The organism is Streptomyces aurantiaciflavus (assembly GCF_049808595.1).
Lineage (GTDB): Bacteria > Actinomycetota > Actinomycetes > Streptomycetales > Streptomycetaceae > Streptomyces.
Window position 1 is genome coordinate 41508 of sequence record NZ_JBNCAQ010000029.1, and the last position, 25140, is coordinate 66647.

The 25140-nt window shown below is 72.0% G+C and carries 24 protein-coding genes, 3 tRNA genes and 1 pseudogene; 14 read left to right on the forward strand and 14 right to left on the reverse strand.

Going from position 1 to position 25140, the window contains the following annotated elements:
• Positions 1-237: 237 nt before the first annotated feature.
• The 3 genes from ACPT94_RS29825 to ACPT94_RS29835 all read left to right on the forward strand — a co-directional run bounded on the left by ACPT94_RS29825 (position 238) and on the right by ACPT94_RS29835 (position 1478).
• Entirely contained in the window at positions 238-606 is a 369-nt protein-coding gene (locus tag ACPT94_RS29825) for a hypothetical protein (RefSeq protein ID WP_360336909.1), read from the forward strand.
• Between the two features lie 199 nt (positions 607-805).
• A complete protein-coding gene (locus tag ACPT94_RS29830; protein WP_360336911.1) occupies positions 806-1414 on the forward strand; it encodes a bifunctional DNA primase/polymerase in 609 nt (202 codons plus the stop codon).
• Positions 1405-1478: transfer RNA gene (locus tag ACPT94_RS29835), tRNA-Lys, on the forward strand. Before ACPT94_RS29830 ends, ACPT94_RS29835 begins: the two co-directional genes overlap by 10 nt.
• On the opposite strand, the gene ACPT94_RS29840 is transcribed toward ACPT94_RS29835, so the two are convergent.
• Positions 1444-2859, reverse strand: coding sequence for a M6 family metalloprotease domain-containing protein (locus ACPT94_RS29840; RefSeq protein WP_425247245.1), 1416 nt, complete (start codon positions 2857-2859; stop codon positions 1444-1446). The genes ACPT94_RS29835 and ACPT94_RS29840 overlap by 35 nt on opposite strands.
• A gap of 286 nt (positions 2860-3145) precedes the next feature.
• On the opposite strand from ACPT94_RS29840, the gene ACPT94_RS29845 reads away from it, so the two are divergent.
• The gene (locus tag ACPT94_RS29845; protein ID WP_425247246.1) at positions 3146-5002 is read left to right on the forward strand and encodes a putative bifunctional diguanylate cyclase/phosphodiesterase; all 1857 of its coding nucleotides are present in this window, start codon (positions 3146-3148) and stop codon (positions 5000-5002) included.
• Between the two features lie 19 nt (positions 5003-5021).
• Here ACPT94_RS29845 and ACPT94_RS29850 read toward each other — a convergent pair whose 3' ends face one another.
• The 3 genes and pseudogenes from ACPT94_RS29850 to ACPT94_RS29860 all read right to left on the reverse strand — a co-directional run.
• Positions 5022-6095 carry an LLM class flavin-dependent oxidoreductase gene (locus tag ACPT94_RS29850; protein WP_360336999.1) on the reverse strand — a complete coding sequence of 358 codons (1074 nt, stop codon included), beginning with the start codon at positions 6093-6095 and terminating at the stop codon, positions 5022-5024.
• 386 nt (positions 6096-6481) lie between these two features.
• Positions 6482-7213, reverse strand: coding sequence for a maleate cis-trans isomerase family protein (locus ACPT94_RS29855; RefSeq protein ID WP_360336917.1), 732 nt, complete (start codon positions 7211-7213; stop codon positions 6482-6484).
• Positions 7210-7370 (reverse strand): annotated as a pseudogene (locus ACPT94_RS29860) (maleate cis-trans isomerase family protein); the annotation flags it as partial. The gene ACPT94_RS29855 and the pseudogene ACPT94_RS29860, both read right to left, overlap by 4 nt.
• Before the next feature lie 200 nt (positions 7371-7570).
• On the opposite strand from ACPT94_RS29860, the gene ACPT94_RS29865 reads away from it, so the two are divergent.
• The 7 genes from ACPT94_RS29865 (at position 7571) to ACPT94_RS29895 (ending at position 12780) form a co-directional block, all read left to right on the forward strand.
• Positions 7571-8521, forward strand: a complete 951-nt coding sequence (locus tag ACPT94_RS29865; RefSeq protein ID WP_360336919.1) for a D-2-hydroxyacid dehydrogenase — start codon at positions 7571-7573, stop codon at positions 8519-8521.
• Positions 8522-8653: 132 nt separating this feature from the next.
• On the forward strand, positions 8654-9568 hold the full coding sequence (gene ehuB, locus ACPT94_RS29870) for an ectoine/hydroxyectoine ABC transporter substrate-binding protein EhuB (RefSeq protein WP_360336921.1): 915 nt from the start codon (positions 8654-8656) through the stop codon (positions 9566-9568).
• The gene (gene ehuC / locus ACPT94_RS29875) at positions 9565-10209 is read left to right on the forward strand and encodes an ectoine/hydroxyectoine ABC transporter permease subunit EhuC (protein WP_360336923.1); all 645 of its coding nucleotides are present in this window, start codon (positions 9565-9567) and stop codon (positions 10207-10209) included. Before ehuB ends, ehuC begins: the two co-directional genes overlap by 4 nt.
• Positions 10206-10856 (forward strand): ectoine/hydroxyectoine ABC transporter permease subunit EhuD, encoded by a 651-nt coding sequence (gene ehuD / locus ACPT94_RS29880; protein WP_360336925.1) that lies wholly within the window; start codon positions 10206-10208, stop codon positions 10854-10856. The genes ehuC and ehuD overlap by 4 nt, the downstream gene beginning before the upstream one ends.
• A complete protein-coding gene (gene ehuA / locus ACPT94_RS29885; RefSeq protein WP_425247247.1) occupies positions 10846-11628 on the forward strand; it encodes an ectoine/hydroxyectoine ABC transporter ATP-binding protein EhuA in 783 nt (260 codons plus the stop codon). Before ehuD ends, ehuA begins: the two co-directional genes overlap by 11 nt.
• A 195-nt stretch (positions 11629-11823) precedes the next feature.
• Positions 11824-12582, forward strand: a complete 759-nt coding sequence (locus ACPT94_RS29890; RefSeq protein WP_360336929.1) for an IclR family transcriptional regulator — start codon at positions 11824-11826, stop codon at positions 12580-12582.
• A 121-nt stretch (positions 12583-12703) separates the two neighbouring features.
• Positions 12704-12780, forward strand: a tRNA-Lys gene (locus ACPT94_RS29895).
• Positions 12781-12884: 104 nt separating this feature from the next.
• Here the strand turns inward: ACPT94_RS29895 and ACPT94_RS29900 are convergent.
• From ACPT94_RS29900 to ACPT94_RS29915, 4 genes are all read right to left on the reverse strand, one after another.
• Positions 12885-14504 (reverse strand): AMP-binding protein, encoded by a 1620-nt coding sequence (locus ACPT94_RS29900; RefSeq protein WP_425247248.1) that lies wholly within the window; start codon positions 14502-14504, stop codon positions 12885-12887.
• Between the two features lie 40 nt (positions 14505-14544).
• A complete protein-coding gene (locus tag ACPT94_RS29905) occupies positions 14545-15006 on the reverse strand; it encodes a DUF3592 domain-containing protein (RefSeq protein ID WP_425247249.1) in 462 nt (153 codons plus the stop codon).
• A gap of 243 nt (positions 15007-15249) precedes the next feature.
• Positions 15250-15855, reverse strand: coding sequence for a lytic polysaccharide monooxygenase auxiliary activity family 9 protein (locus ACPT94_RS29910; protein ID WP_360336935.1), 606 nt, complete (start codon positions 15853-15855; stop codon positions 15250-15252).
• 208 nt (positions 15856-16063) lie between these two features.
• The gene (locus ACPT94_RS29915) at positions 16064-17173 is read right to left on the reverse strand and encodes an SPFH domain-containing protein (protein WP_425247250.1); all 1110 of its coding nucleotides are present in this window, start codon (positions 17171-17173) and stop codon (positions 16064-16066) included.
• Between the two features lie 248 nt (positions 17174-17421).
• Here ACPT94_RS29915 and ACPT94_RS29920 point away from each other — a divergent pair.
• Positions 17422-17495: transfer RNA gene (locus tag ACPT94_RS29920), tRNA-Lys, on the forward strand.
• Positions 17496-17546: 51 nt separating this feature from the next.
• Here ACPT94_RS29920 and ACPT94_RS29925 read toward each other — a convergent pair.
• From ACPT94_RS29925 to ACPT94_RS29945, 5 genes are all read right to left on the reverse strand, one after another.
• Complete coding sequence (locus ACPT94_RS29925) at positions 17547-18218, reverse strand: class F sortase (protein ID WP_425247251.1); 672 nt, start codon at positions 18216-18218, stop codon at positions 17547-17549.
• Positions 18219-18220: 2 nt separating this feature from the next.
• Positions 18221-18775: a hypothetical protein gene (locus ACPT94_RS29930; protein WP_360336941.1), complete on the reverse strand. Its 555-nt coding sequence runs from the start codon at positions 18773-18775 to the stop codon at positions 18221-18223.
• A 136-nt stretch (positions 18776-18911) separates the two neighbouring features.
• Positions 18912-19691 (reverse strand): HAD-IIA family hydrolase, encoded by a 780-nt coding sequence (locus ACPT94_RS29935; RefSeq protein ID WP_360336943.1) that lies wholly within the window; start codon positions 19689-19691, stop codon positions 18912-18914.
• 105 nt (positions 19692-19796) lie between these two features.
• A complete protein-coding gene (locus tag ACPT94_RS29940; RefSeq protein WP_425247252.1) occupies positions 19797-20765 on the reverse strand; it encodes an LAVTG motif-containing sortase-dependent surface protein in 969 nt (322 codons plus the stop codon).
• A 184-nt stretch (positions 20766-20949) separates the two neighbouring features.
• A complete protein-coding gene (locus tag ACPT94_RS29945; protein ID WP_425247253.1) occupies positions 20950-22218 on the reverse strand; it encodes an ROK family transcriptional regulator in 1269 nt (422 codons plus the stop codon).
• A gap of 56 nt (positions 22219-22274) precedes the next feature.
• On the opposite strand from ACPT94_RS29945, the gene ACPT94_RS29950 reads away from it, so the two are divergent.
• Together ACPT94_RS29950 and ACPT94_RS29955 are read left to right on the forward strand one after the other, a co-directional pair.
• On the forward strand, positions 22275-23360 hold the full coding sequence (locus ACPT94_RS29950) for a Gfo/Idh/MocA family protein (RefSeq protein WP_360336947.1): 1086 nt from the start codon (positions 22275-22277) through the stop codon (positions 23358-23360).
• Positions 23357-23863 carry a heme-degrading domain-containing protein gene (locus ACPT94_RS29955; RefSeq protein ID WP_425247254.1) on the forward strand — a complete coding sequence of 169 codons (507 nt, stop codon included), beginning with the start codon at positions 23357-23359 and terminating at the stop codon, positions 23861-23863. The genes ACPT94_RS29950 and ACPT94_RS29955 overlap by 4 nt, the downstream gene beginning before the upstream one ends.
• 228 nt (positions 23864-24091) lie before the next feature.
• Here the strand turns inward: ACPT94_RS29955 and ACPT94_RS29960 are convergent, their stop codons facing one another.
• Positions 24092-24949 carry a fumarylacetoacetate hydrolase family protein gene (locus ACPT94_RS29960; protein WP_360336951.1) on the reverse strand — a complete coding sequence of 286 codons (858 nt, stop codon included), beginning with the start codon at positions 24947-24949 and terminating at the stop codon, positions 24092-24094.
• Between the last annotated feature and the right edge of the window lie 191 nt (positions 24950-25140).

Genomic DNA, 25140 nt, shown 5'->3' on the forward strand with positions numbered 1-25140 from the left:
CACCTGACGAAACACCGGATCACCCAACACCCCTGACCGACCCCACGACACCCACTCGGCCGAGCCGGAGCGGCACGGTTCGCGCGGTGTCGGCGCGTCGTGGGTGGCTGCCGGGAACATCGCGGGCGCCGGAAGCCTTGAGACTTCGGGTTCCGGGCCCTCTTGCGTGCCCGGAGGACAATGGAAGGTGGTCCGCTCCCCAGTGGTGCCATCCCGACCGTACGAGGAGGAGAAGACATGGCGGAGCCCACGCCGCGTCGGAACGAACCGCGGCTACGCCCCGCGCCCCTGCTCTTCGAGCCCGCGGAGGCGGCCGGTGATCCGGAGCACTTCTTCGACCTGGAGTCGATCGACGACCCCCAGGCGCTGCTGGCGCGTGCCACGGAGCTGACGCAGGCCTTCCAGGCGGCGGCCGACCGGGCGATGGAGTTCCAGGCCATGGCGGCGGCCCAGCTCGCCGACCCGCGCCGCTTCGACCGGCTGACGGCGGCCGACATCGCACAGCGCGCGGAGTGGACCGAGGACTACGCGAAGAAGATGGTCGAGTTCGGCCGCGACCTGATGCGGGGCGATGTCGAGGGGCGGGGGCACGTCGACCCCGTGTAGGCACGGCGAACCCGTGCGCGGCGGACGGCTCTCGGCGCAGTACCACCCGGGCGACCCGGACCACGTCGGCGGCCCGGACCACCCGGCGTGACCCCATGGCATATGCCGGGCGGGCAAGATACCCGTTCCGGGTCGCCCGTGTCCCGATTTCCGGCAACTCTGGGGAATCAGCCGCTCACGCCCGGTAGATCTGGATGGTATGAGCAGCGCATGGGACGCCCAACTCACCGAGCCCGCCGACGCCGCCGGGGTCACCGCGGACGGTGCCGCCTGGCTGGCCTCCGCCGCGACGTACCCGCGGAGCACGCTCGCCCTCTGGGAGGACCAGCCGCACGCCCCGGTCGTCCTGCCCTGCGGTTCCGTCTTCGACGTCGTGAGCGCCCCCGCGATGTTCGGGCGGCTGATGCTGGACCGGCTGTGGGGCGAGGGGCCGGGCTCCGGGCCGGTGGCCGCGTTCCGCGGGCGGACGCTGCTGTTCGCCGCACCGGGCACGGCCCAGCGGCTGCCCTCGCTGCTGGCGTGGGAGGAGTGGAGCGCCGACGGTCGCCCGGACGGCCGTACGTGCGGTGTCCCGCCGCTGCTGTGCCACGGCACTGGTGACGCGGTGACCGTGCCGCCCCCGCTCACCTCCACGAAGGACGCCTCCACCCGCTGGATGGTCGCCCCGGACACCCGCCACCCGTGGCTGCCGGGCCCCGAGATCCTGCTCTGGGCCGCCGTCCGGGCCGCCCGCGCAGCTGTGCGGATATCGATTTCTCACCCCGCCGACCAGGGTGCTAAGGTCTACGACGTCAGCAGGCGCCGCTAGCTCAGTTGGTTAGAGCAGCTGACTCTTAATCAGCGGGTCCGGGGTTCGAGTCCCTGGCGGCGCACGATGTCGATGGCGGCTTGTGTTCGCGGAAAACGCGAACGCAAGCCCCCCGCCGCGGGTCCGCGCCCCCGCGCCCCCCGCCCCGGGGGTGACCCCGGCGTGATCTTCACCGTCCACGACCCCGTCGGCGTCCTGCCGTCCACCTCCACGCGTACGTCCTCCCCCGGCACCGTGAATCTCTCGCCGAGGGCGACCGGCGCGTCCGCCAGGGGTGGGTAGACGGAGTTCTCCCAGCAGTCCTCGGTGTCGGGGTGGGCGTCGATCACCTCGACGGGGCCGCGGCCGGACGCCTCACCGCTGTGGACGCGGTAGACGAGGATGCCGGAGCGGCAGGCGGAACGGTCGTTGCCGAGCGGGCCGCGGGCCTCGAAGGCGACGGCACTGTCGGTGCCGGTGCGGACGACGGCGAGCTTGGTGCCGTTGCCGAGCCCGAAGGCCGGGGAACCGGAGGCGCCCGCCCCCGGCACGTCCGGGCCGGCGCCGAGCGGTTCCAGGGTCAGCCGCGACGCCTTACGGGCGGACACGCACGCCACCTGGTGGGTTCCCAGCCAGCCCAGCTTCCACTTGTGCCAGGCGAACAGATCCGGCGCCAGTCCGAACTGGCTGCCCATGAGGTCCCAGTCGCCGACATAGGTGTCCCAGTCGCCCTTGCCGTCCACCGGGCGGTGGTAGAGGTCGGGCAGGTCGAAGACATGCCCCGTCTCGTGGGCGAGGACGAGCCGGTCGGGCGGGTGCCGCTCGAAGACGGTGACGATCCGGCGGATGTCCGTGTCGTCCGCCCGCAGCGGCTGGTCCAGGTTGACGACCTTGGTGGCGTCGGAGTCCACGCCGGGGGCGTCCGGGTCGGCGACGAAGTAGACGATGTCGTAGCGGGAGAAGTCGACCTGCCGGTCGGCGGCCGTGAGCGCGTCGCGCAGGTAGGCGGTGCGCTGCTCGACGCTCCAGTCGCGCCGTATGGCGTACGCGGTGGACGGCTTCGGCATGCGGATCCACTGCCGCAGCGGGTGCGCGCGCAGGGTGAATCTGCCGTAGGAGGCCCGATGGAAGAAGTCGCTGGTGGCCGGGAAGTGGTCGGCGGCGATGTCGTCGGGGGAGCTCAGGGGGGTCCAGTCCGGGAACGACAGGAAGATCATCACCGCGTCGAGGGTGCGGGCCGGGCGTGGGTAGGCGGCGTTCCAGGTGTCCAGGCCCTCGGAGTGGTGGGCAGCGGTGCGCTTCAGGGCGCAGGGCACGGAGAAGAAGGGTTCGGCGGCCGAGGGGCCGGTGATCAGAGAGGTCGCGGCGAGCGCCGAGAGGGTGGTGAACACGGCCGCGGTGCTGCGCAGTCGGGCGCGCGGGGGCTGTCGCGGCACGGAGACCTCCGGGAACGGTTCACGGGACACCGCACCCAGCCTGTGTCGGTTTGTCGTACTACGCCCCGTTTTCCTGCACCAGATGAGTGAGAGGGGCGGAAAGCGGGCATCAACGCCGACACCCCCGGAATACTCACGGAACGTCACAAGTGCTCTGCCGCCGGCAGAACCGGTCCAGTTGCGGGCAGAAACGATCTGTCAGAAGGGTGGGGTGTTCCGGGACACTGTGCAGTGGCTGCACAAGTCCGGAGCCAACCTCTATGATCGGCACACTTTGCTGCGCGGACAGAGATCGAGTGCACTGCGGGAGCGAGCGGTGAGCGGAACGTCCGAAGGGTCGACGCCCGCGGCAGACCTCGACCGGTCCGCCGTCACGGAGAGTGACATTCAGGCATCTCCTCGTAGGGATGCGCCGGAAGGCACCGACAGCGGACCAGCGACCTCTTCGGCCTACCGTGCCGTCTTCGCGACCGCTCCCCTCGCCATGGCGGTCGTCGACCGCGAGGGTCTGGTCACCGACGCCAACGAGGCGCTCGGCACACTGCTCGGCGGCGGCGCGGAGGGGCTGATCGGGCAGGTGGCCGCCGATCTGCTGGACCTGGCCTCCGACGCCCGCACCTGGCACGACTACCGCGAGGTCCTCCGCGGCCGGCAGGCCGGCCTGCGCTGCACACGGCGACTGAAACAGCCCGACGGTCACTCACTGTGGGCGCAGGTCACCGTGGCACTCCTCGACGGCGACCCGTCCGGCGTCCTGCTGTCCGTCGCCGACATCAGCGCCCACCGGGACCTCCAGGCCCGGCTGCGCCACCTGCAGATGCACGACCCGGTGACCCGGCTGCCCAACCGGACCCTGTTCTTCGAGCGGGTGTCGGCGGCGCTGGAGGCGGAGTCGTACGAGCAGGGCGGGACTGGCCGGATCGGGCTGTGCTACCTGGACATCGACGGGTTCAAGGCGGTCAACGACACCCTCGGTCACCGGGTCGGCGACCGGCTGCTGGCCGCCGTGGCCGAGCGGCTGACGGAGTGCGCGAAGGAGGCGGGGCGGCCCCGTCCCAGCGTGCCGCTGGTGGCGCGGCTCGGCGGTGACGAGTTCGCGCTGCTGGTGGAGGACTCCACCGGCACCGAGCAGCTCGCGGACCTCGCCGAGTCCGCACTCAAGGCGCTGCAGGCGCCGTTCGACCTCGCGGGGCATCGGCTGAACGTCTCCGCGTCGATCGGGGTCGTCGAGCGGCACGCGGCCGGGACCACCGCGACCGGGCTGATGCAGGCCGCCGACACCACGCTGTACTGGGCGAAGGTGGACGGCAAGGACCGCTGGACACTGTTCGACCCGGAGCGCAACGCCCACCTGATGACCCGTCAGGCGCTGGCCTCGACGCTGCGGCCCGCCATCGAGCGCGGTGAGTTCCGGCTGGAGTACCAGCCGTTGGTGGGGATGGCGGACGGGCGGCTGCGGGGTGTGGAGGCGCTGGTGCGCTGGGATCACCCCAACTTCGGTCTGCTGCCGCCGAATCGGTTCGTCGCACTGGCCGAGGAGGACGGCTCGATCGTGCCGCTCGGCCGCTGGGTGCTGGCCACCGCCTGCCGGCAGGCCCGCAGCTGGCAGGTGGAGCATCCCGAGGAGCCGCCGCTGTTCGTGAGCGTGAACGTTGCGGTGCGTCAGGTGTGGGACTCCGACCTGGTGGCGGACGTGGCGGAGATCCTCGCGGAGACCGGACTCCCCCCGCAGCTGCTCCAGTTGGAGCTGACCGAGTCCGCGGTGATGGGTTCCGCCGGACGTCCGCTGCAGGCGTTGCAGGCGCTCAGCGACATGGGCGTGAACATCGCCATCGACGACTTCGGCACCGGCTACTCCAACCTCGCGTATCTGAGCCGGCTGCCGGTGTCGGTACTGAAGCTGGACGGATCGTTCGTGCGCGGTTTCCAGTACGAGGGCGCCGGGGCGCCCCCGAACCCGGCGGACCAGGTCGTCGTCGAGGCGATGATCGACCTCGCGCACCGGCTGGGGCTGACCGTCACCGCCGAGTGCGTGGAGACGTCCGCGCAGGCCAGCCGGCTGAGGAGCATCGGCTGCGACACCGGGCAAGGATGGCTGTACTCCCGCCCGGTGGCGCCGGACCGCATCTCCGAGCTGCTGGAGTCGGCGGCGTACGCCGTCCGCAACCCGTAGGCCGTCCGTACCCGTTTCCCTAGGCCGCCGGCAACCCGTAGGCGTCCGCGACGAGTTCGTAGGAGCGCAGGCGCAGTTCGCCGCGGTGGGCGTGGCTGGTGAGCATCAACTCATCGGCGCCGGTGCGCTTGTGGAGGTCGTCGAGGCCGGAGCGGACCTCGTCCGCCGTGCCGTGGATGATGTTCGCGGTCCAGGAGTCGACGAACTCCCTCTCCAGCGGGCTGAGTTCGTACGCCTCCGTCTCCTCGGGGGAGGGGAACAGACCGGGGCGGCCGGTGCGCAGGCGGACCATGTTCAGGCCGGTGGCGAGGACCTGGCGGCGGGCCTCGCGCTCGTCGTCGGCGGCGAGCACGGAGACGCCGATGAGGGCGTACGGCTCGTCGAGGACCTCGGACGGGCGGAAGTGCTCCCGGTACAGATCGAGCGCCGGGATCGTGTTCTGCGCGGAGAAGTGGTGCGCGAAGGCGAACGGCAGGCCGAGCAGGGCCGCCAGGCGGGCGCTGAAGCCGGAGGAGCCCAGCAGCCAGATCGGCGGGCGGTGCCGGGACTGCACACCGCCCGGGGACGTGGCCTGGACGGGGCCGGGGACCGCGTGGATCCGGCGGTAGGGGTGGCCGTCTGGGAAGTCGTCGTCCAGGAAGCGGGTCAGCTCGGCGAGCTGCTCGGGGAAGTCGTCGGCGCCCTCGTTCAGCCGGTCGGTGCGGCGCAGGGCGGCCGCGGTGGCGCCGTCGGTGCCGGGGGCGCGGCCCAGACCGAGGTCGACGCGGCCCGGGGCGAGGGCCTCCAGGGTGCCGAACTGCTCGGCGATCACCAGCGGGGCGTGGTTGGGCAGCATGACGCCGCCCGAGCCGAGCCGGATGCGGTCGGTGTGGGCGGCGAGGTGGGCGAGGATCACCGCGGGCGAGGAGGAGGCGACGCCCGGCATGGAGTGGTGCTCGGCGACCCAGTAGCGGTGGAAGCCGCGGGCCTCGGTGAGCCGGGCGAGGTCGACGCTGGTGCGCAGGGCGTCGGTGGCGGTGCGGCCGGAACCGACGGTGACCAGGTCCAGGACGGAGAGGGGGACGGGGGCGGTGCCGTGCGCCACGCCTCGGATCTCGTCGGCCGACGTCTCACCCGTCGACGTCCCGGCTGGCGTCTTCCCGCCTGCGGCCGTCTCGTCCGCCGCCTTCTCGTCCACCGTCTTCCCGCCTGCCGCCGTCTCGTCCGCCGCCACAGGTTCCTCCTGATCTCGAGCGCGCGCTGTCCTCGCACCGCTAACAGGAGAGTGTCTCCGCTTATTCCCCCGGGAGGCCGCCGCGTCCCCGGGAGGCCGCTGCCCTGAGTGCCGCTGGCCCAGGTGGCGCTTCCCCGCTGCCCTCGGTGCCGCTTCCTCAGGTGGCGCTTCCCTCGGTGCCGCTTCCCCCAGGTGGCGCTTTCGGTGTCACACCCCCGGCGTCGCTTCCCCAGCCGCTTCCCGCGTGGCCGCTCCCCCGAGGTCGCTCACACCTGCACGATCGGCTCCCGTGTGAACAGCGCCCCCAGGCCGGGCGCGTTCACCCGCCGGTCCGCCAGGCGCAGCGCCTCCCAGACGGTGACCTGGTTGGCGGTGAGGACCGGCTTGCCGAGCTCCTTCTCCAGGGCGGGCAGGTGGGCGACCGTGTGGAGGGAGGTGTCGGGCAGCAGGACCGCCTCCGCGCCGGGGTCGTCGGCGCCGCGGGCCAGCGCGAAGACCTCGGCCTCGCCCCAGGCGCCGACCTCCGCCGCCGAGCCGGTCCCGGAGCTGTGGACGCCGGTCACCTCCAGGCCGCCGGCCCGCAGGAACTCCGTGAACAGGCCCGCCACGTCGTCCGGGTAGGTCGCGCCGACCGCGACCCGGCCCGCGCCGATCTCCTGGGCCGCGTGCACGAAGGCGAAGGAGGTCGAGGAGGCCGGCATCCCGGCGGCGCGGGCCAGGGCGCGCACCTGCTCCTGTGCGCCCTCCCAGCCGTGCACGAAGCCGCCGCTGGTGCAGGCCCACACGATCGCCTCCGCGCCGGACAGCCGCAGTTGCTCGACGCCCGCCGCGAGCCGCTCGGGCGCGCCCATCTGCCGCAGCACGTCGACGCGGTGCGCGTCCTCGCCGATGTCCGTGTGGACCAGGTCCACCCGGATGTCACTGCCCAGGAGCTGCTCGATACGGGGGTAGTCGTCCTCGGCCGAGTGGCCCGGGTAGAGGAGTCCGAGTGCGGTCATGTCCAGCCTTCCTGCTGTTCTTCGGGCAGTACGGGGGCCACTGCCGCGCCCCCTCGTCCAGCAGAGCCTGGTACGGCCCCACGGTCCGGGTACCCATTCGGAGCAGTGCCGCGCCCGTCGTCACCTGGTTGGCCGAGATGACCGGTATGTACAGCTCTCGGCGTGAGTCGCCGGGCGGGCCCCGAGGTCCGGGCGGGAGACGGGACGCGGCAACCGACCGCCCGGACGGCCGTGTTGACGGCCGTGGGTTCGGGTGCGAATGTGTTCCATCCCCGCACGTCAGGCCCTTGGTCACGCACGCCGGGCCCGGCGCCGGGCCCTTGGTCACGCTCGTCACGCCCGAGGAAGGGGCACCGGATGACCGACGTCCCCACCCTCCTCGTCCTGGACGCCGATCCCCTCCCCCGGCTCGGCCGGCTCACCGGGCGGGTCCGGGTGGTGCACACCGACGAGGCCTCTCTCGCCGCGCGCCTGCCGGAGGCGGACGTGCTGCTGGTGTGGGACTTCACCTCGTACGCCGTGCGGGACGCCTGGCCGGGCGAGGGGCCGCGACCGGGCTGGGTGCACACGGCGAGCGCGGGCGTCGACCATCTGATGTGCCCGGAGCTGGCCGCGTCGGACACGGTGGTGACGAACGCGCGCGGGATCTTCGACGAGCCGATCGCCGAGTACGTCGCCGCACTGGTCCTGGCGATGGCGAAGGACCTGCCGCGCACCTGGGAGCTCCAGGGGCGCCGCGAGTGGCGGCACCGGGAGAGCCGGCGGGTGGCCGGGACGCACGCCGTGGTCGTCGGCTCGGGGCCGATCGGCCGGGCCGTCGCCCGCACGCTGAAGGCGCTCGGTGTGACCACGGCGGTCGTCGGCCGTGTCCCGCGCACCGGCATCCACGGACCCCAGGACCTGGACCGTCTCCTCGCCCGCGCCGACTGGGTGATCGCGGCGGCCCCGCTCACCGAGCAGACCCACGGCATGTTCGACACCCGCCGCTTCGGTGTGATGCAGCCCTCCGCCTGCTTCGTCAACGTCGGCCGGGGGCAGCTCGTCGTGGAGGAGGCGCTCGTCCAGGCACTGCGGAAGCGGTGGATCGCGGGCGCCGCGCTGGACGTCTTCGCGACCGAACCCCTCGCCCCGGAGAGCCCGTTGTGGCAGGTCCCGGGGCTGCTGGTGTCCCCGCACATGAGCGGGGACACGGTCGGCTGGCGGGACGAACTCGGCGCGCAGTTCGTGGAGTTGTTCGAGCGCTGGGCGGCGGGCCGGCCGCTGAAGAACGTGGTCGACAAACAGCGCGGATACGTGCCCGGTCACTGACGTGAGCCTCAATCAGTCGGCGAGAGGTCGATACCGAGGCATCACGACAGCCCCTCAAGTTTCACTGAATCGACGGCAGGGCGTTCCGAATCGCGGCGCATAACTCGCGTGGTCCCGGGTAGCTGCGCCGCCATGGCTCGACCGAACAGGCACGGCAGACACGACGAACGAATAGCTAGGCCCACACGCCGGTCGCTGCTCGCGGGGGTGGCGGCGCTCGGCGCGCTGGGCGCGACGGGCTGCAGCCGGGTGGCCACGGCCTCCACCGAACCCGGCGGTGACCTGCTCGAACGGCTGCGCGCGCAGGGTGTCGTACGGCTCGGGATCGCGGGTGAGATTCCGTTCGGATACATCGACAAGGACGGCCGACTCACGGGTGAGGCACCTGAGTTGGCAAAAGTGATATTCCGGCGGCTCGGGGTCGACAAGGTGCAGCCCGTGCCCACCGAGTTCGGGTCGCTCATTCCCGGGCTGAATTCCCAGCAGTTCGACGTCGTGGCCGCCGGGATGTACATCAATCCCGAGCGCTGCGAGCAGGTGATATTCGCCGATCCCGACTACCAGATGCTGGACTCCTTCATCGTCCGCAAGGGAAATCCCAAGGATCTTCACAATTACCAGGACGTGGTGAAGAAAAAGGCGCGGTTCGCGACCGGAACCGGGTATGCCGAGATCCAGTACGCCGTCGAGGCGGGGTACAAGGAGAGCGACATCCTCATCGTCCCGGACCAGGTCGCCGGGCTGAACGCCGTCGAGGCGGGGCGGGTCGACGTGTTCGCCGGCACCGCGCTCACCACCCGGGAAGTGGTGAAGAAGTCCGCCAGGACCGAGTCGACCAAGCCGTTCGCCCCGCTCGTCGACGGCAAACCGCATGTGGACGGGGGCGGGTTCGCGTTCCGGCCGACCGAGACGAAGCTGCGGGACGCCTTCAACGTCGAGCTGCGCGAGCTGAAGAAGAGCGGCGAGCTGTTCCGGATCCTGAAGCCCTTCGGGTTCACCAAGGCCGAGATGACCGATCTCACGGCGAAGGAGCTCTGCGGCGGATGACCTCGGGACTCTGGGAACTCGTCCTCAAGGGGATCTGGACCACCGTCCAGCTCCTCGTGCTCAGCGCCCTGCTGGCGGCGGCCGTCTCCTTCGCCGTGGGCATCGCGCGCACCCACCGGCTGTGGATCGTCCGTTTCCTCGCGGGCTTCTACACCGAGGTGTTCCGCGGGACCTCGGCCCTCGTCATGATCTTCTGGGTGTTCTTCGTGCTGCCGCTCGCCTTCGGCTGGCAGCTGGTGCCGATGTGGGCGGGCACGCTCGCCCTCGGCCTGACCTACGGCGCGTACGGTGCGGAGATCGTGCGCGGCGCCCTGAACGCCGTCGACCCCGCGCAGAAGGAGGGCGGGGTCGCGCTCGGCTTCACGCCCGCCCAGCGGATGCGCAAGATCCTGCTGCCGCAGGCGGTGCCGGAGATGATCCCGCCGTTCTCCAACCTGCTGATCGAACTGCTGAAGGGCACCGCGCTGGTGTCGGTCATGGGCATGGGCGACCTCGCCTTCAGCGGCAACCTGGTGCGCCTGGCGCTCCAGGAGAGCGCGGAGATCTACACGTACGTCCTCCTCATCTACTTCGTGATCGCGTTCCTGCTCACGCGGGTGATGCGAGGACTCGAACGCCACCTGAAGGCAGGTGTCCGATGACCTGGGACTGGAGTGCCGTCGGCGACTTCATGCCGCTCTTCTGGGACGGACTGTGGGTCACCCTGCAGGCGCTGGCCCTCGGCTCGCTGATCTCCTTCACGCTGGGGCTGGTGTGGGCGCTGCTGATGCGGGTGCCCACCCGGTGGGTGCAGTGGCCGGTCGGGATCGTCACGGAGTTCGTCCGTGACACCCCGCTGCTGGTGCAACTGTTCTTCCTCTTCTACGTGCTGCCCGAGTGGGGCCTGACCCTCTCCGCGATGACCACCGGCGTCCTCGCGATCGGCCTGCACTACTCGACGTACACGATGCAGGTCTACCGGGCCGGTATCGACGCGGTGCCCCCCGGCCAGTGGGAGGCGGCGACCGCGCTGAACCTGTCGAGGTCCCGGACCTGGCGTGCGGTGATCCTGCCGCAGGCGGTCCGCCGGGTCGTGCCGGCGCTCGGCAACTACGTCATCGCGATGCTCAAGGACACGCCGATGCTGATGACGATCACCGTCCTGGACCTGCTGGGCCGGGCGCGGCTCTTCTCCCAGGAGCACTTCCAGTTCACCGAGCCCGTCACGGTGATCGGCGTGGCCTTCATCGTCATCTCCTACCTCGCCTCCCTCCTTCTGCGCACCCTGGAGCGACGCCTTGTCCGTTGAGACCAGCAAGACCCCTGTCGACACCGTCTCCGAGAACACCGAGCTGATACGCCTGGAGCAGGTCACCAAGCGGTTCGGGGACAACACCGTCCTCGACCACCTGGACTTCTGCGTGGAGCCGGGCAAGCACGTCACCCTCATCGGTCCCTCCGGCTCCGGCAAGACCACGATCCTGCGGCTGCTGATGACCCTGACCAAGCCCGACGAGGGCACGATCACCGTGGACGGGCAGCGGCTCTTCCCGGCGCCCGAGAAGCAGGTCCGCGAGGTCCGCAAGAAGATCGGGATGGTGTTCCAGCAGTTCAACCTGTTCCCGAACATGAGCGTCCTGAGAAACGTCACCGAGGCGCCGGTCAGCGTGCTCGGGCTGTCCAAGGACGAGGCGGAGGAGCGGGCGCGCGAGCTGCTGGACATGGTGGGCCTCGCCGACAAGTGCGACGCCAGGCCGTCGAAGCTCTCCGGCGGCCAGCAGCAGCGCGTGGCGATCGCCCGGGCGCTGGCGATGCGGCCGCAGGTCCTCCTCCTCGACGAGGTGACCTCGGCGCTCGACCCCGAGCTGGTCGCGGGCGTCCTCGACGTCCTGCGGGACATCGCCCGCAGCACCGACATCACGATGCTCTGCGTGACCCACGAGATGAACTTCGCCCGCGACATCTCGGACCAGGTCCTGATGTTCGACTCCGGCCGGGTGATCGAGTCCGGCCCGCCGGAGAAGATCTTCAGCTCCCCCGAGCAGGAGCGGACGCGGGAATTTCTCGGCGCCGTGCTGTGACTACCCGGCGTGATCGTACGATCACAGCAGGTCCCGGCGGCGGGTCATGTCGCTGGCATATGCCTCCGGGTCAATGCCGCAGTTGAGGGAGACGCAATCTCGTCAACAAGCGCTCACTACCAGCCGCCTGCCCGTATCGTGGAGGAGATTCGCTGCCCGGATTACGGCCCAATGAGCGAGCGCAGGGGGAAAACCGTGGCGCTGAAGCACGAGCCGACCACTCCGCACCACTCGGCCCAGGACGCCCTGCGCGTCCTGGAGACAGTGGCCCGGCACACCACCGGCGTCACCGACGCCGAACTCGCCCGCCAGACCGGCTTCGGCACGGAGCGACTGACCCCGCTCCTGCGGATGCTGCGCCGCGAGGGATACGTCGAGCAGATCACCGACGGGGCGTACGTCACGGGGGACGCCCTGAGCCGCCTGGGCTCCGCGCACCAACGCGAGCAGGCCCTGCGCGACAAGCTCCAGCACACCCTGAACCGACTGCGCGACTCCGTCGGCGCCGCCGTCTACATCAGCCGGTACGTCGACGGCGAGGTCACCATCACCCAGTACGCCGACGGCCCGGCCACCCCCGCGGTCCACGAGTGGGTCGACTTCCGTTACTCCGCCCACGCCACCGCGCTCGGCAAGAGCCTGCTGGGCCAGCTCGACCACAACGGCCGGCGCGACCACCTCTCCCGGCACAAGATGGCCCGCCTCACCTCGCGCACCATCACCAGCGACAAGCTGCTGCTCTCCCGCCTGGAGTCCCAGCCGCCCACGATGCCCCACCTCGACCTCCAGGAGTACGCCGTCGGCACGGTCTGCGCGGCCGTCCCGATCACCGCCGGCGCCACGGCGGGCTGCCTGGCGCTCTCCCTGCCCGTCCAGGACGCCCACCGACTGCGCCAGGCCGCCGACACCCTGAACAGGAACGCGGCGCCGGTGCTGCTGTCGCTGGCGATCTGAGCCATGTCCGCGCGGCGCGGATCACACCGGCCGGCCTCCGGCCGGTGGTCCGGAGCACCCTCGCGGACCAGGTAGTATTTTCCTCGTCGCCGGCCGCCGAGAGGCGGAGGGCGAGAGTCATGCGCCGCTAGCTCAGTTGGTTAGAGCAGCTGACTCTTAATCAGCGGGTCCGGGGTTCGAGTCCCTGGCGGCGCACCATGTCGATGGCGGCTTGTGTTCGCGGAAAACGCGAACGCAAGCCGCCATCGTCGCGTCCGCGCGGCTTCACCGCGCATGTGGGGGCTTCTGTCACCCACACCCCCTCAGACAGGGCCTCTCGTGGACACGAGGAGCCCTTCGGCGTCCCTGCCGGTCAGCCTCCGGTACGTCCGCTCCCCGGGCGGCCGCCACCACACCGGGTCGGCGCACCGGACCCCCTCCCTCCTCAGCAACGCCCGGTGGATCTTGTTCGTGGCCGTGACCGGCATCCGCTCCACCACCCGCACGAACCGGGGCGCCATCTTCGTCCCCAGGTCCGGCTGGGCCAGCAGGAACTCCCCGAAGGATCCCGGCTCGAAGTCGCCGGCGATCGCCGCCATCACCTGGTCCCCGGTCACCGGGTCCGGCACCGCGTACACGGCGACGGCGTCGGCTCCCTCGTACCGGGCGAGGATGTTCTCGATCATCGCGGCGGCCAGGTTCTCGCCGTCGACGCGGAGGCGGTCGTCGGTGCGGCCCGCGAAGTAGAGGTAGCCGTCGGCGTCCCGGTAGAAGAGGTCACCGGTCCAGTACCCGCCGTCTCTGCGCCGCTCGGCCTCCGCCTCCGGGTTGCGCCAGTAGCCCTCGAAGGGGTTCGGCGCGCGATTGACCAGTTCCCCGATCGCCTCGTCCCCGTTCAGCAGCCGGCCGGCCGCGTCGAAGAGCGCGGGTGGGCACTCGGCGCGCGTTTGCTGGTCCAGGACGACGAGGCCGGGTCCCGCCCGGCCGACGGCGCCCGCCGGAGTTCCCGGCGACCACTGCACGGCCGCCCCGCCCTCCGAGGACCCGTACCCCTCCACCAGCCGCACCCCGAACCGCCGCTCGAACGCCGCCGCGTCCACCACCCCCGCCTCGGTGCCGAAGCCGAGCCGCAGCCGGTGGTCCCGGTCGTGCGAGCCCGGCTCGGTGGCCAGGACGTACTGGATGGCCCGGCCCACGTACGTGAAGTACGTCGCCCGGTAGCGCCGTACGTCCGTCAGGAAGCCGGACGCCGAGAAACGACGCCGCAGCGCCACGCCCGCGCCGGCGGCCAGAGCGGGGGCCCAGTCGGCGATCACCGCGTTGCCGTGGAACATCGGCATGCAGACGTAGTGCACATCGTCCGGGGTGACACCGAACTGCCCGGCCAGGGAGCGGCCGGCGGCGGCCAGGCGGCCCTGGGAGCAGATCGCGGCCTTGGGGGCGCCGGTGGAACCGGAGGTGAAGTAGAGGAGGAGGCGGTCGGAGGGGGCGGCGCGGGAGGGGTCGGGGCGGGCGTCGGCGTAGGGGGCGAGGAGGTCGTCGTACTCCCGCGTGCCGGTGGTCAGCAGGCGCACCCCGGGCAGGTCGAGGCCCCGCAGGAGGGGCAGCTGAGCGGGTTCGGTGACGAGGATCCGGCACTCGGTGTGCAGGATGTCGCGGGCCAGTTCCGGGCCGCGCCGGGTGGGGTTGATCCCGGCGACCGCCGCCCCCGCGAGCGCGGCGGCGGCCAGCCACAGCGGGAACTCCGGGGTGTTGTCCAGCAGGACGCCGAGGTGCGGGGGCGCGCCCGGCGGCAGGAGGTCGGTGAGCAGCGCCGCCCGGGCGGCGGCGCCGGCCGCGACCTGGTGATGGGTGAGGACGTCGTCCTCCCACCACAGCCCCGGCCGGTGGTCACCCCACCGGGCGTGGACGAGTTCGGCGACGGTGCCGTGCGAGGACTCCATGGGCGCGCACGGTAGTTGACGAACCGTCAGATGTGGATGGCTACGGCATGAAGGGCTCGGTCTCCGTGAAGACGAGGTGCGAGGTGACCATGAAGACGACACAGAAGGCGAGACCCACGCCGATGAAGAGCAGCAGGAAACCCGACTCCACGAAGAGCCTGCCGCGGGCCGGGCGGCGGGCCGTGGCCCGGTCGGGGCGGTCCGCGGTGTAGTGCACGGTGACGATGTCACCCTCGACGGTCGTCCCGGGGCCGTTCGCCTCCTCGAAGCGGACGGCACGGCCGTCGCGGGTGGTGAACTCGTAGACGTGGTGCAGGGTCGTGGACACCCGGTGGTCCCCGCCGCCGCTGGTCGTCGTGTACGACCGCAGGCAGCGCGCCTCCGCCGTGAGCCCGCTGCCCCAGGCCCGGGTGACGCTCCGGGAGCGTTGGACCACCGTGAACGCGGCGAGGAGAAGACCGGCGATCATGATCGACGGCACGGCGAGGAAGAGGACTTCCATGGTGTTCCCCCGGTGATGTGTGCCGGCCCGCGCGGCCGGTGTGGAGGGAACGTACCCGCCTGATCGGCGGGGTCGTCTCAAGGGAAGCTCAGAACTGCGCACGGCACGGGCCCCGTCCGCCGCCCGCGGGACCGCTCACGGCACCCGGGTCGCCCCCCCCGCCCCGTCTCCGTGGGGGAGCCGCGTGCACCACCGCACGGCCGACGGCCTTGCGCGGTGCACGCGACTGCTGCCCACGGACGATCAGAAGGAGACGTCCGAGCAGGCGTAGAACGCGTTGCCGGTGTCGGCGATCGTCCACACCGCGAGGATGACGTGGTGACCGCTCAGGCCGGACGGCAGGCGTCCGGTGTGGGAGAGCGTGGCGGGCGGACGCTGGCCGTTGTACGGGACCGTGAAGAACGGGGTGAGGTTGAGGTCCGAGCGGGCGAGGGCGTGGTTCTGGTTCCAGCCCTGCTTGGTGACGTAGTACCGGAAGTCGGTGGTGGCGTGCATGGCGGTGAACTGCCAGCGGAACGTGTAGTTCTGGCCGCCCGTCACCCTGGTCGTCGGCCAGGCGCCACCGCCCGGCCTGGTGGGCGAGTCGAGCTGGCCGAACCGGCTGTGACCGGCGGAGCAGATCTGCCCGTCTGCGGGTCCGGCCGCCGGGAAGCCCTTGGGGCCCTCGACGCTCTGCGGCTCCCACTGGATGTCGCCGCAGCCCGTGACGGTGCCGTTCTGGCAGAGCTTCTGCCGGCTGACGGGGAGGTCGGTGTAGCCGTGGCCGCTCGCGCCTCCGGCGGTGAGCACGAAGGCTCCTGCCGTGGTGAGCCCGAGCGCGGCGGCGTACCACTTGGTCTTTTTGCGCATGCTGCCGCTCCTGGAGAACGTGGGGAGTTCGGTGAGCCGTGCAGGGAGCTGTGCGTGCAGGTCTAGACCAAGTCTGAGATTATTGCCGCCCGTTGAACATGTCCATACCAATCGGGGACGGCTTTTACGGCGGGGGCCTTACGGCCGGGGGGCGGCTTACAACGGGGGGTGGCGTTACGGCGAGGGTGGCGTTACGGCGGGGGCGGCCTTACGGCGTCTGTTCGCCGCGCCCCGCGCAGAACGCCACCGTCAGGTCCTTCACCAGCGCCTTGCGCTCACCGTCGTCCAGCTCCACGAGCCCACGCATGGTCAGCCGGGTCACCGTGTCCTCCACCGAGTCGACGACCGAGGTGAGCACGGACGCCCGGTGCTGGGCGTCGAGCGCGGCGATCCGGCGGCGGTTCATCGCGGCGGCGACCTCGGGGGCGTACTCGACCCGGACCGGCTGCACCGAGTACACCTCCAGGCCGACCGCGCCCGCGTCCCGCGCCACCCGCCGGGTCAGCGCCTCCCCGGCCGCCTCGACCGACCCCCGGCCCGAGCCCGGCGTCTCCACCGGGAACCGGGCGAGGGCCGCCTCGACGCACTCGTGCAGATAGGTCTCGTGGTCCTCGACGCCGAGCGTGGCCCGCGCGGTGTCCCGCACCCGCCACACCACCAGCGCCACCACCCGCAGCGCGACCCCGTTGCCGTCGGCGGCGGGCATCGGCTCACTGCGCCAGTGCCGCAGCCGTACGTCGACCCGGCGGCGCAGCAGCAGCGGGTTCACCCACAGCAGGCCGGTGCGCCGGACCGTCCCCCGGTAGCGGCCGAACAGGTCGAGCACCCACGCTCTGCCGGTCCGGCCACGGGCGAGCCCGCCGAAGCCGAACAGCCCCAGCGCACCCGCCCCCGCGTACGCCGCCCACTGCGCCGGACCGAGTCCGGTGCCGGCGTGCTCGGGCAGCCGCAGCGCCTCCATCGCGAGCCTCGGCAGGACCCCGGCCCACCACGAGGTGGCCACACAACCCGCCGCCCCGCACACCCCGGCGACCACCCCCACCACGCCGGGCAGCACCCGGGCCGGCCGCTCCACGAGCTCGGGGTCGACCTCCGCGACCGGGCGGGGCTTCGCCGGCCCGGGCCGCCGGAGGCGCGGCTGCTCGCCGGTGCCCGCCCGGCTCCCGACCACGGCGGGCCCGAGCGGCACCGACGGCGGCTGCGGCTCGTCGCGGAACAGCAGGTGCAGGGGGATCTCGGTGGTCCCCTCGTTGTGGATCAGCCGGGCGGGCCGCGAGGGCCCCTCGGGCTCGGGCGTCTGTGAAGTGGTCGTGTTCACTGCCTGCCTCCAGCCTCCGCGCGCCAGATACGCCATGACAGTCCCCCGTTGACCTGCCCCGCCCCTGTCCGCCCCGATGTCCGCGACTGTCCGCATGTGCAGTATTTCCCGGGTGTCCCGCCACTCGCGCACGCTGTTGGTCCGAACGATGGACGCGGGCCCACGGAAGGACCGGAGGGCGGGGCCGCCCGGCCGGACGGTGGTCGGGGGCACCCCCGGACGTCATGTAGAGTTAACGACGTCAGCAGGCGCCGCTAGCTCAGTTGGTTAGAGCAGCTGACTCTTAATCAGCGGGTCCGGGGTTCGAGTCCCTGGCGGCGCACAGACGAGAAAGCCCCTCGCGCAAGCGAGGGGCTTTCTGCATGCCCGTGTCTCACCGCCCGGTCCCGGATCGCGTCCCGGTCAGATACGCCGACACGATCACGTTCGCCGTGTAGCTGCGGCTCACCCGGTCGAAGGTGCCGCCGCAGGTGATCAGCCGCAGCTCGGCGCGGCCCGAGGCGCGGGGGCCGTAGGCCTGGCGGGCGTCGAAGCGGTCGCGCCGGACCACCTCGACGTCGTCGACGGTGAACTCGGCGAGCTTGCCGTCGTCACGGACGACGCGGATCGTCTCGCCGGCCTCGAGCGTGCTCAGCTTGTAGAAGACGGCGGGCCGGGTCTCGGTGTCGACGTGCCCGACCATCAGCGCGGTACCGGCGGCGCCGGGTTTCGCGCCGGCCGCGTACCAGCCGACGACGCCTGCCTGGTCGTAGGGCGGCGGGTCGATCGCGCCCTGCGCGTCCAGGCCGCGGGCCACGACCGGCGCCTGCACGCCCAGCTCGGGGATGTCGATGCGCTGCGGCAGCGCGGCCCGCAACGGCTCGGCGGCGGGTGGCAGTTGCGCGTCCCCGGGCCTGCCCACGGCGGCCATGTCACCCGTGGTCGGCGCGGACAGCCCGGGCCGTACGTCGGTCACCTCGCGCCCCCACAGCCACAGCCCGAGCAGCAGCACCGCCCAGGCCACGCCGGTCAGGAGGCGCCCGGAGGAGCGTTCCCGGTCGGACATGGTCAGTCCGTCCCGCGGCCCCGGCGCACCGTCCGGAGCGCTACGACGACGGCGGCGACGCCCGCCAGGACCAGCCCGGTGATGGCGTGGGCCGTGCCGGGGGCGTCCACGTGGGCCTCGTCCGCGGTGGCGAGCGGGGCGGCGCCACCGCCGCCCGCACGGACGGGCGCGACCGGGGAGGAGTACGCGGAGGGGCTCGCCGAGCCCGCGACGACCCTGATCGTGCCCCTGACCCGGAAGTCGGCACAGGTGATCGTCACGCCGTAGGAACCGGGGCGGAGGGACGAACGGACCCGGGTCTCGCCGGCCAGGGTGCCGTCCGTGCCGGTGAGCCGGGCGTCCGAGACGAACGCCTGCGACACGGCCGTGGCCGTCTTCCCGGAACAGCCGCGCACCCTCAGCGAGACCTCGGCGCCCGGCCAGGGCGTCGACGGGGTCACCGAGACCTCGCCTCCCCCACTGCCGGCGTCCGCCGCGTATGCCGCGGACGCCGTCGCGGAGAGGGCGGCGACGACCGCCACGGCACCCGCACAGAGAGTTGCTCTCAATGAACTCATCGTGAACCTCCAGCTATCTGGAGGCTCCCCCCGGCGGCCACGGCCCGCATCCCCACAAGGGGCCCGCTACTCCGAACGGGTCACTTTCCCCGGGCACGGGGTTTCGGACGCGCCGAGGTCCGATGCCGAGGTCCGGTCAGACGCGGTCCACGAGATCCGCGATCGAGTCGACGACCTTCGACGGACGGTACGGGAAGTCCTCGACCTGCTCGGGCCGGGTCAGACCGGTCAGCACCAGGAACGTCTGCATCCCGGCCTCCATGCCGGCCAGCACGTCGGTGTCCATGCGGTCGCCGATCATCGCGCTGGTCTCGGAGTGGGCGCCGAGCGTGTTGAGCCCGGTGCGCATCATCAGCGGGTTCGGCTTGCCCGCGAAGTACGGCTTCTTGCCGGTCGCCTTGGTGATCAGGGCGGCGACGGCGCCGGTCGCGGGCAGCGGGCCCTCGGTGGAGGGGCCGGTCTCGTCCGGGTTGGTGCAGATGAACCGGGCGCCGTCGTTGATCAGCCGGACCGCCTTGGTCATGGCCTCGAAGGAGTACGTACGGGTCTCCCCCAGGACGACGTAGTCCGGCTCGTGGTCGGTGAGGATGTAGCCGATGTCGTGCAGCGCGGTGGTCAGGCCGGCCTCGCCGATGACGTACGCCGAGCCGTTCGGCCGCTGGTCGTCCAGGAACTTGGCGGTGGCCAGCGCCGAGGTCCAGATGTTCTCGATCGGCACGTCCAGGCCCATGCGGCGCAGACGGGCGTGCAGGTCACGCGGGGTGTATATCGAGTTGTTGGTGAGGACGAGGAACGGCTTGCCCGACTCGCGCAGCTTCTTCAGGAAGGAGTCGGCGCCGGGGATCGGAACGCCCTCGTGGATGAGCACACCGTCCATGTCGGTGAGCCACGACTCGATGGGCTTGCGGTCTGCCATGTGCGGGATCTCCTGCCGTACGCGAGGCGGTGCTGCGTCCGCCCCAGCCTAATCACAGGCCCGATCATGGGGAATGGCCGGATTCCGCTTGCTTCAGGTCCTCGGTCAGCGGCGACGACGCGCCAGCACCAGGGCGATGCCCGCGGCGAGGAGACAGACGGCCGTGGCGACGGCGCCGACCGGGGAGGTCAGACCGGTGCGGGCGAGTTCCTCCGCCTGCAGGGCGAGGGCGGGGAGGCCGGTGGGCGGGGCGGAGTCCGAGTCCGAGGCTGAGTCCGAGTCCGAGTCCGAGGTGGGCGCGGAAGCCGAGGTGGAGGCGGAGTCCGAGGCCGGGGCGGACGTCGAGGCGGAGGCGGAAGCGGTGGTGGAGGCGGAAGCAGGGGCCGAGGCCGCTGCGGAGGGGGAGGCGGAGTCCGAGTCCGCGGCGGGGTCCGGGGCCGACGCCTTGGGCTCCGGCGTCGTGGGGCGGGTCTCGGACTCGACGGTGAAGCGGTAGTCGTTGGACTGCCCGATCCACTCCCCGTCCTCGCCCTGCCGCTGGACGACGGCCGCGTTGGCGGTGACCTCGTTGGGCACGGCGTCCGAGGTCAGGGCGAGGCGCAGCTTGACGGTGACGGTCCTGCCCGGCGGGACGGTGAAGCCGAGGAAGGGGGTGACGGACACCTGGGGCTCGCCGGACCCGGTGGACTGGTCGCTGTCGGTGAGGGTGCCGACGAGTTCGTCCTCGTCGGTCGTCTCGAAGCGGACGGGGTGGGGTTGGCCGTCGGCGTAGAACTCCAGCTGGGGCTGGGACGGCTGCAGGGCGCGCTGGGCGTCGACGAGGACGACGACCGGGTGAACTCCGTCGCAGGCGCGGTCGGTGGTGTTGGTGAGGTCGAGGTACCAGGTGCCGAATCCGCCGCCGGCCCGGTAGGAGGCGGGCCCGCCGTGGAGACGGGTGGTCAGCGGAAAGTCGCCGGTGTCCGGCCCGGCACAACTCGGACCGGCTTCCGCGTACGCCGGCACCGGCGCCGACGCCGGGATGAGGGCGGCTGCTGCGGCGAGGCAGAGGGAGACAGGCTTGCACAGTCGCATGAACACGTGAGCCTGCCGGAGAGGGCGGTCGAACAGCGGCTGCCACCCCGTACGACCGTGCGAATGCGCTCGTTCGGCGGAGAGGAGGGAGGGGCGGAGAGCCGGAGAAGCCGAGAGGTCGGGCGGAGAAGGGGTGGGGGAGAAGAGGCGCGGCCGGGAATCGGGGGTCGCGGGCGCGGCCCCCTCAGCCGTCCGCCCTTCCGAACACCGGCCCCAGCAGCAGCTGGGCCGCGCCCTCCGCCACGACACGCGTGCCCCCCGTGGCCAGGCGTACCGGCACCGCGGCCTCCTGGGCGCCCTCGCGGCGGGCGTGTTCGAGGAGGACCGTGGTGACTCCGTGGACGAACGGGGCCGGAGTCGACGTGATGGTGCGGCCGCCCAGCAGGAGCAGGTCGATGTCCAGGAGGCCGGCCAGGTTGGCGGCGGCGATACCGAGGACGCGGGCCGCCTCGGGCACGTCGCCGCGGTTGATGGCCGCGAGGCAGAGCGCCTCGACACAGCCGCGGTTGCCGCAGGAGCAGGGCGGCCCGTCGAGCTGGACCACCTGGTGGCCGAACTCCCCTGCGCCGGTCCGGGCGCCCCGGTGCACGCTCCCGCCGATCACCAGCCCGGCACCGAGCCCCGTACCGAGATGGAGGTAGGCGAAGGAGCCGCGCTCGCCGCGGACCGCGAGGCCGAGAGCGGCGGCGTTGGTGTCCTTGTCGACGACGACCGGCACCCCGAGGCGACGCGCGAGCGTGTCCCGCAAGGGGTAGCCGTCCCACTCGGGGAAGCCGGTGACGCGGTGCAGGATGCCGTGGATGTGGTCGAGGGGACCGGGGAGGGCGACCCCGACGCCGAGGAGGGTGGGAGCACTGCCGGCGCCACCGACACCACCGGCACCGGCAGTAGCACCGGCAGTGACAGTCGGACTGGCAGTGGCGGTGGCAGTGGCAGTGGCAGTGGCAGCAAGCGCATCGCCGGCAACCCCCGCGCCCCCCTTCAACACCTCACCCACCAGCGCGTCGACCTCCCGGACCACCGTCCCCACGACGGCCTCCGCCCCCGCCCCCAGGTCCAGCCACACCGACCTCTCCCCCACCACCCGCCCGTCGAGCTCGGTGAGCACCACGAGGAGTTCGTCGCGGTCGAGGTGGACGCCGACCGCGTGTCCGGCCTCGGGGACGAGCCGCAGGACCGTGCGCGGTTTGCCGCCGGTGGAAGCGCGGCGGCCCGCCTCGGCCGCGAATCCGTCCTCCCGCAGTCGCGCGGTGATCTTGCTGACGGCCTGCGGGGTGAGCCCGGCGCGCTCGGCGAGCTCCAGCCGGCTGATGCCCTGCGGGCCGGCCGTGCGCAGGAGGTCGAGCACGAGCGCGGTGTTGTGACTGCGCAGAGCGAGCAGGTTCACCCCTGTGGCGACGCCCGCCGCGCCGCCGTTCGCCCTGCCTGCCGTACCGCCGTTCGTCCTGTTCACACCTCTATTGTCCTCCGCTCTTGCACTTTGGCAACAGCGTTGCGAAAGTAGATCTCATGACTGGCACTCCCCTCCGCGTGGGCCTCGTCGGCTACGGTCTCGCGGGCTCCGTCTTCCACGCCCCGCTGATCGCCGCCACCGAGGGCCTCGCCCTGGACACGGTGGTCACCTCGAACCCGGAGCGGCAGGAGCAGGCTCGCGCCGAGTTCGCCGAGGTACGCGTCACGGCCACCCCCGACGAACTCCTCGACCGGGCCGGCGACCTGGACCTGATCGTCATAGCGTCGCCGAACAAGACACACGTCCCGCTGGCCACGGACGCCCTGAAGGCCGGCCTCCCGGTCGTCGTCGACAAGCCGATCGCGGGCACCGCGGCCGAGGCGCGCGAGCTGGCCGCCCTCGCGGAGGAGCGCGGCCTGCTCCTCTCCGTCTTCCAGAACCGCCGCTGGGACAACGACTTCCTGACTCTCCGCCGGCTGCTCACCGACGGCGAACTCGGCGACGTGTACCGCTTCGAGTCCCGCTTCGAGCGCTGGCGCCCGCAGCTGAAGGGCGGCTGGCGGGAGTCCGGCGACCCGGCAGAGATCGGAGGTCTGCTGTACGACCTCGGCAGCCATGTCGTCGACCAGGCGCTGGTCCTCTTCGGTCCCGTCACGCAGGTCTACGCCGAGTCGGACGTCCGCCGCCCCGGCGCGGAGACGGACGACGACACCTTCATCGCGCTCACGCACGCGAACGGCGTCCGCTCCCACCTGTACGTCTCCGCGACGACCGCCCAGCTCGGCCCCCGTTTCCGGGTGCTGGGCTCGCGGGCGGGCTATGTGAAGTACGGCCTGGACCCGCAGGAGGCCGCCCTGCGCGAGGGCCTGCGCCCGGGTCCCGACTGGGGCACCGAACCGGAGGAGCTCTGGGGCCGCGTCGGTGCTGGGGGTCCCCCCTCTGGGGGAGAGTCCCCGGTGACCGGCGGCGGACGCCCCGTACGGACCCTGCCCGGCGACTATCCCGCCTACTACGCTGCGGTGGCCAAGGCACTGACCGACGGCGGTCCCAACCCGGTGACCGCACTGGAGGCGGCCGCCGCCCTCGACGTACTGGAGGCGGCCCGCCGTTCGGCACGAGACGGAGTGGCGGTGACGCTGTGACCCACGAGATCACCCCGAAGTTCACCCCGGAGATCACCCCGACCCTGGAGGAGCTCCAGGCCCAGGAACGGCGGCTGGTCTTCGGCCGGTTCACCCACGACGACGCGTGGGCGCTCGGCTCCCTCCTGGTGGAGCTGGCCCGCGAGCGCCAGGCGCCGGTCGCCATCGACATCCACCGCGCCGGCCAGCAGCTCTTCCACGCCGCCCTGCCCGGCTCCACCCCCGACAACGACGCCTGGATCGCCCGCAAACGCCGGGTGGTGGAGCGCTACAGCGCCTCGTCCTACCTGGTCGGCGCCCGCCACCGCGCCAAGGGCACGACGTTCGAGGACTCCTCCCGTCTGGACCCGGACGAGTACGCGGCGCACGGCGGCTCCTTCCCGATCAACGTCGAGGGGGTCGGCGTGATCGGGGCGGTGACGGTGTCGGGCCTGCCGCAACTGGAGGACCACAGGTTCGTGGTGGAGGCTCTGGAGGAGTTCCTGGAAAAGCACTTGGGCTGAAACGCGCCCCTTAAGGGGCGCGGGGCCGTGCCGATGTGCGGCTCCGCCGCGATGGGGGTCCCCCCGCTCATGGGGGTCCCCCCGCTCATGGGGGTCCCCCCGCTCATGGGGGTCCCCCATGCTCGAGCGAAGCCGAGAGTGGGGGAGAAGCCGAGAGTGGGGGAGCGACCAGCCACACACCGCCCGCAGCCACGAACCACCGCAGTTCCCCGCCTCCCCAGCGGAGCGCTACGCGTCCTTGAACTCCTGCCGCTGCCTGCCCAGCCCCGAAATCTCCAGCTCGACCACATCCCCGGCCCGCAGGAACGGCTTCGGCTCGGGCGCGCCCAGCGCCACCCCCGCCGGCGTCCCGGTGTTGATGACGTCACCGGGGTAAAGGGTCATGAACTGGCTGACGTACCGCACGACTTCCCCCACGGGGAAGATCTGCTCGGCCGTCGTCCCGTCCTGCTTCAGCTCACCGTTGACCCACAGCCTCAGCGAGAGCCGCTGCGGATCCGGCACCTCGTCGGCCGTCACCAGCCAGGGCCCCAGCGGGTTGAAGGTCTCGCAGTTCTTCCCCTTGTCCCAGGTCCCGCCCCGCTCGATCTGGAACTCCCGCTCGGACACGTCGTGCGCCACCGCGTAGCCGGCGACATGGGCGAGCCCCTCCTCGGCCGACTCCAGGTAGCGGGCCGTACGCCCGATGACGACCGCGAGTTCCACCTCCCAGTCGGTCTTGGTGGACCCACGGGGGACGAGCACCGTGTCGTGCGGCCCGACGACGGTGTCCGCGGCCTTGAAGAAGATCACCGGCTCGGCGGGCGGCTCGGCCCCGGTCTCCCGGGCGTGGTCGTGGTAGTTCAGCCCGATGCACACGATCTTGCCGATACGGCCCAGCGGCGGCCCGATGCGCAGCCCGGCCGGGTCCAGGAAGGGCAGCTCGCCGGAGTCGACGGCGGCCCGGATCCGGCCGAGCGCCGCGTCGTCGGCGAGCAGCGCGCCGTCGATGTCGTCCACGACACCCGACAGGTCCCGCAGGCTTTCGTCGGCCTCGAGCAGCGCGGGGCGCTCCGCGCCCGCCGGACCGACTCGCAGCAGCTTCATGATCACAATCTCCCTCGATGGCGGAGCGGCGCCCGCCGACGGGTGCAACCACGATGCGGACCTGGTGCAGCCATCGGATGACTGGTCGATCCTCCGAGCTGGGCGTCCACTCCGCAATACCCGGTTCACGTACTGGACCTTCACCCGGGGCACGCCGGACCGCCACCGGGCCGTCGTCAGGCCCCTCATTG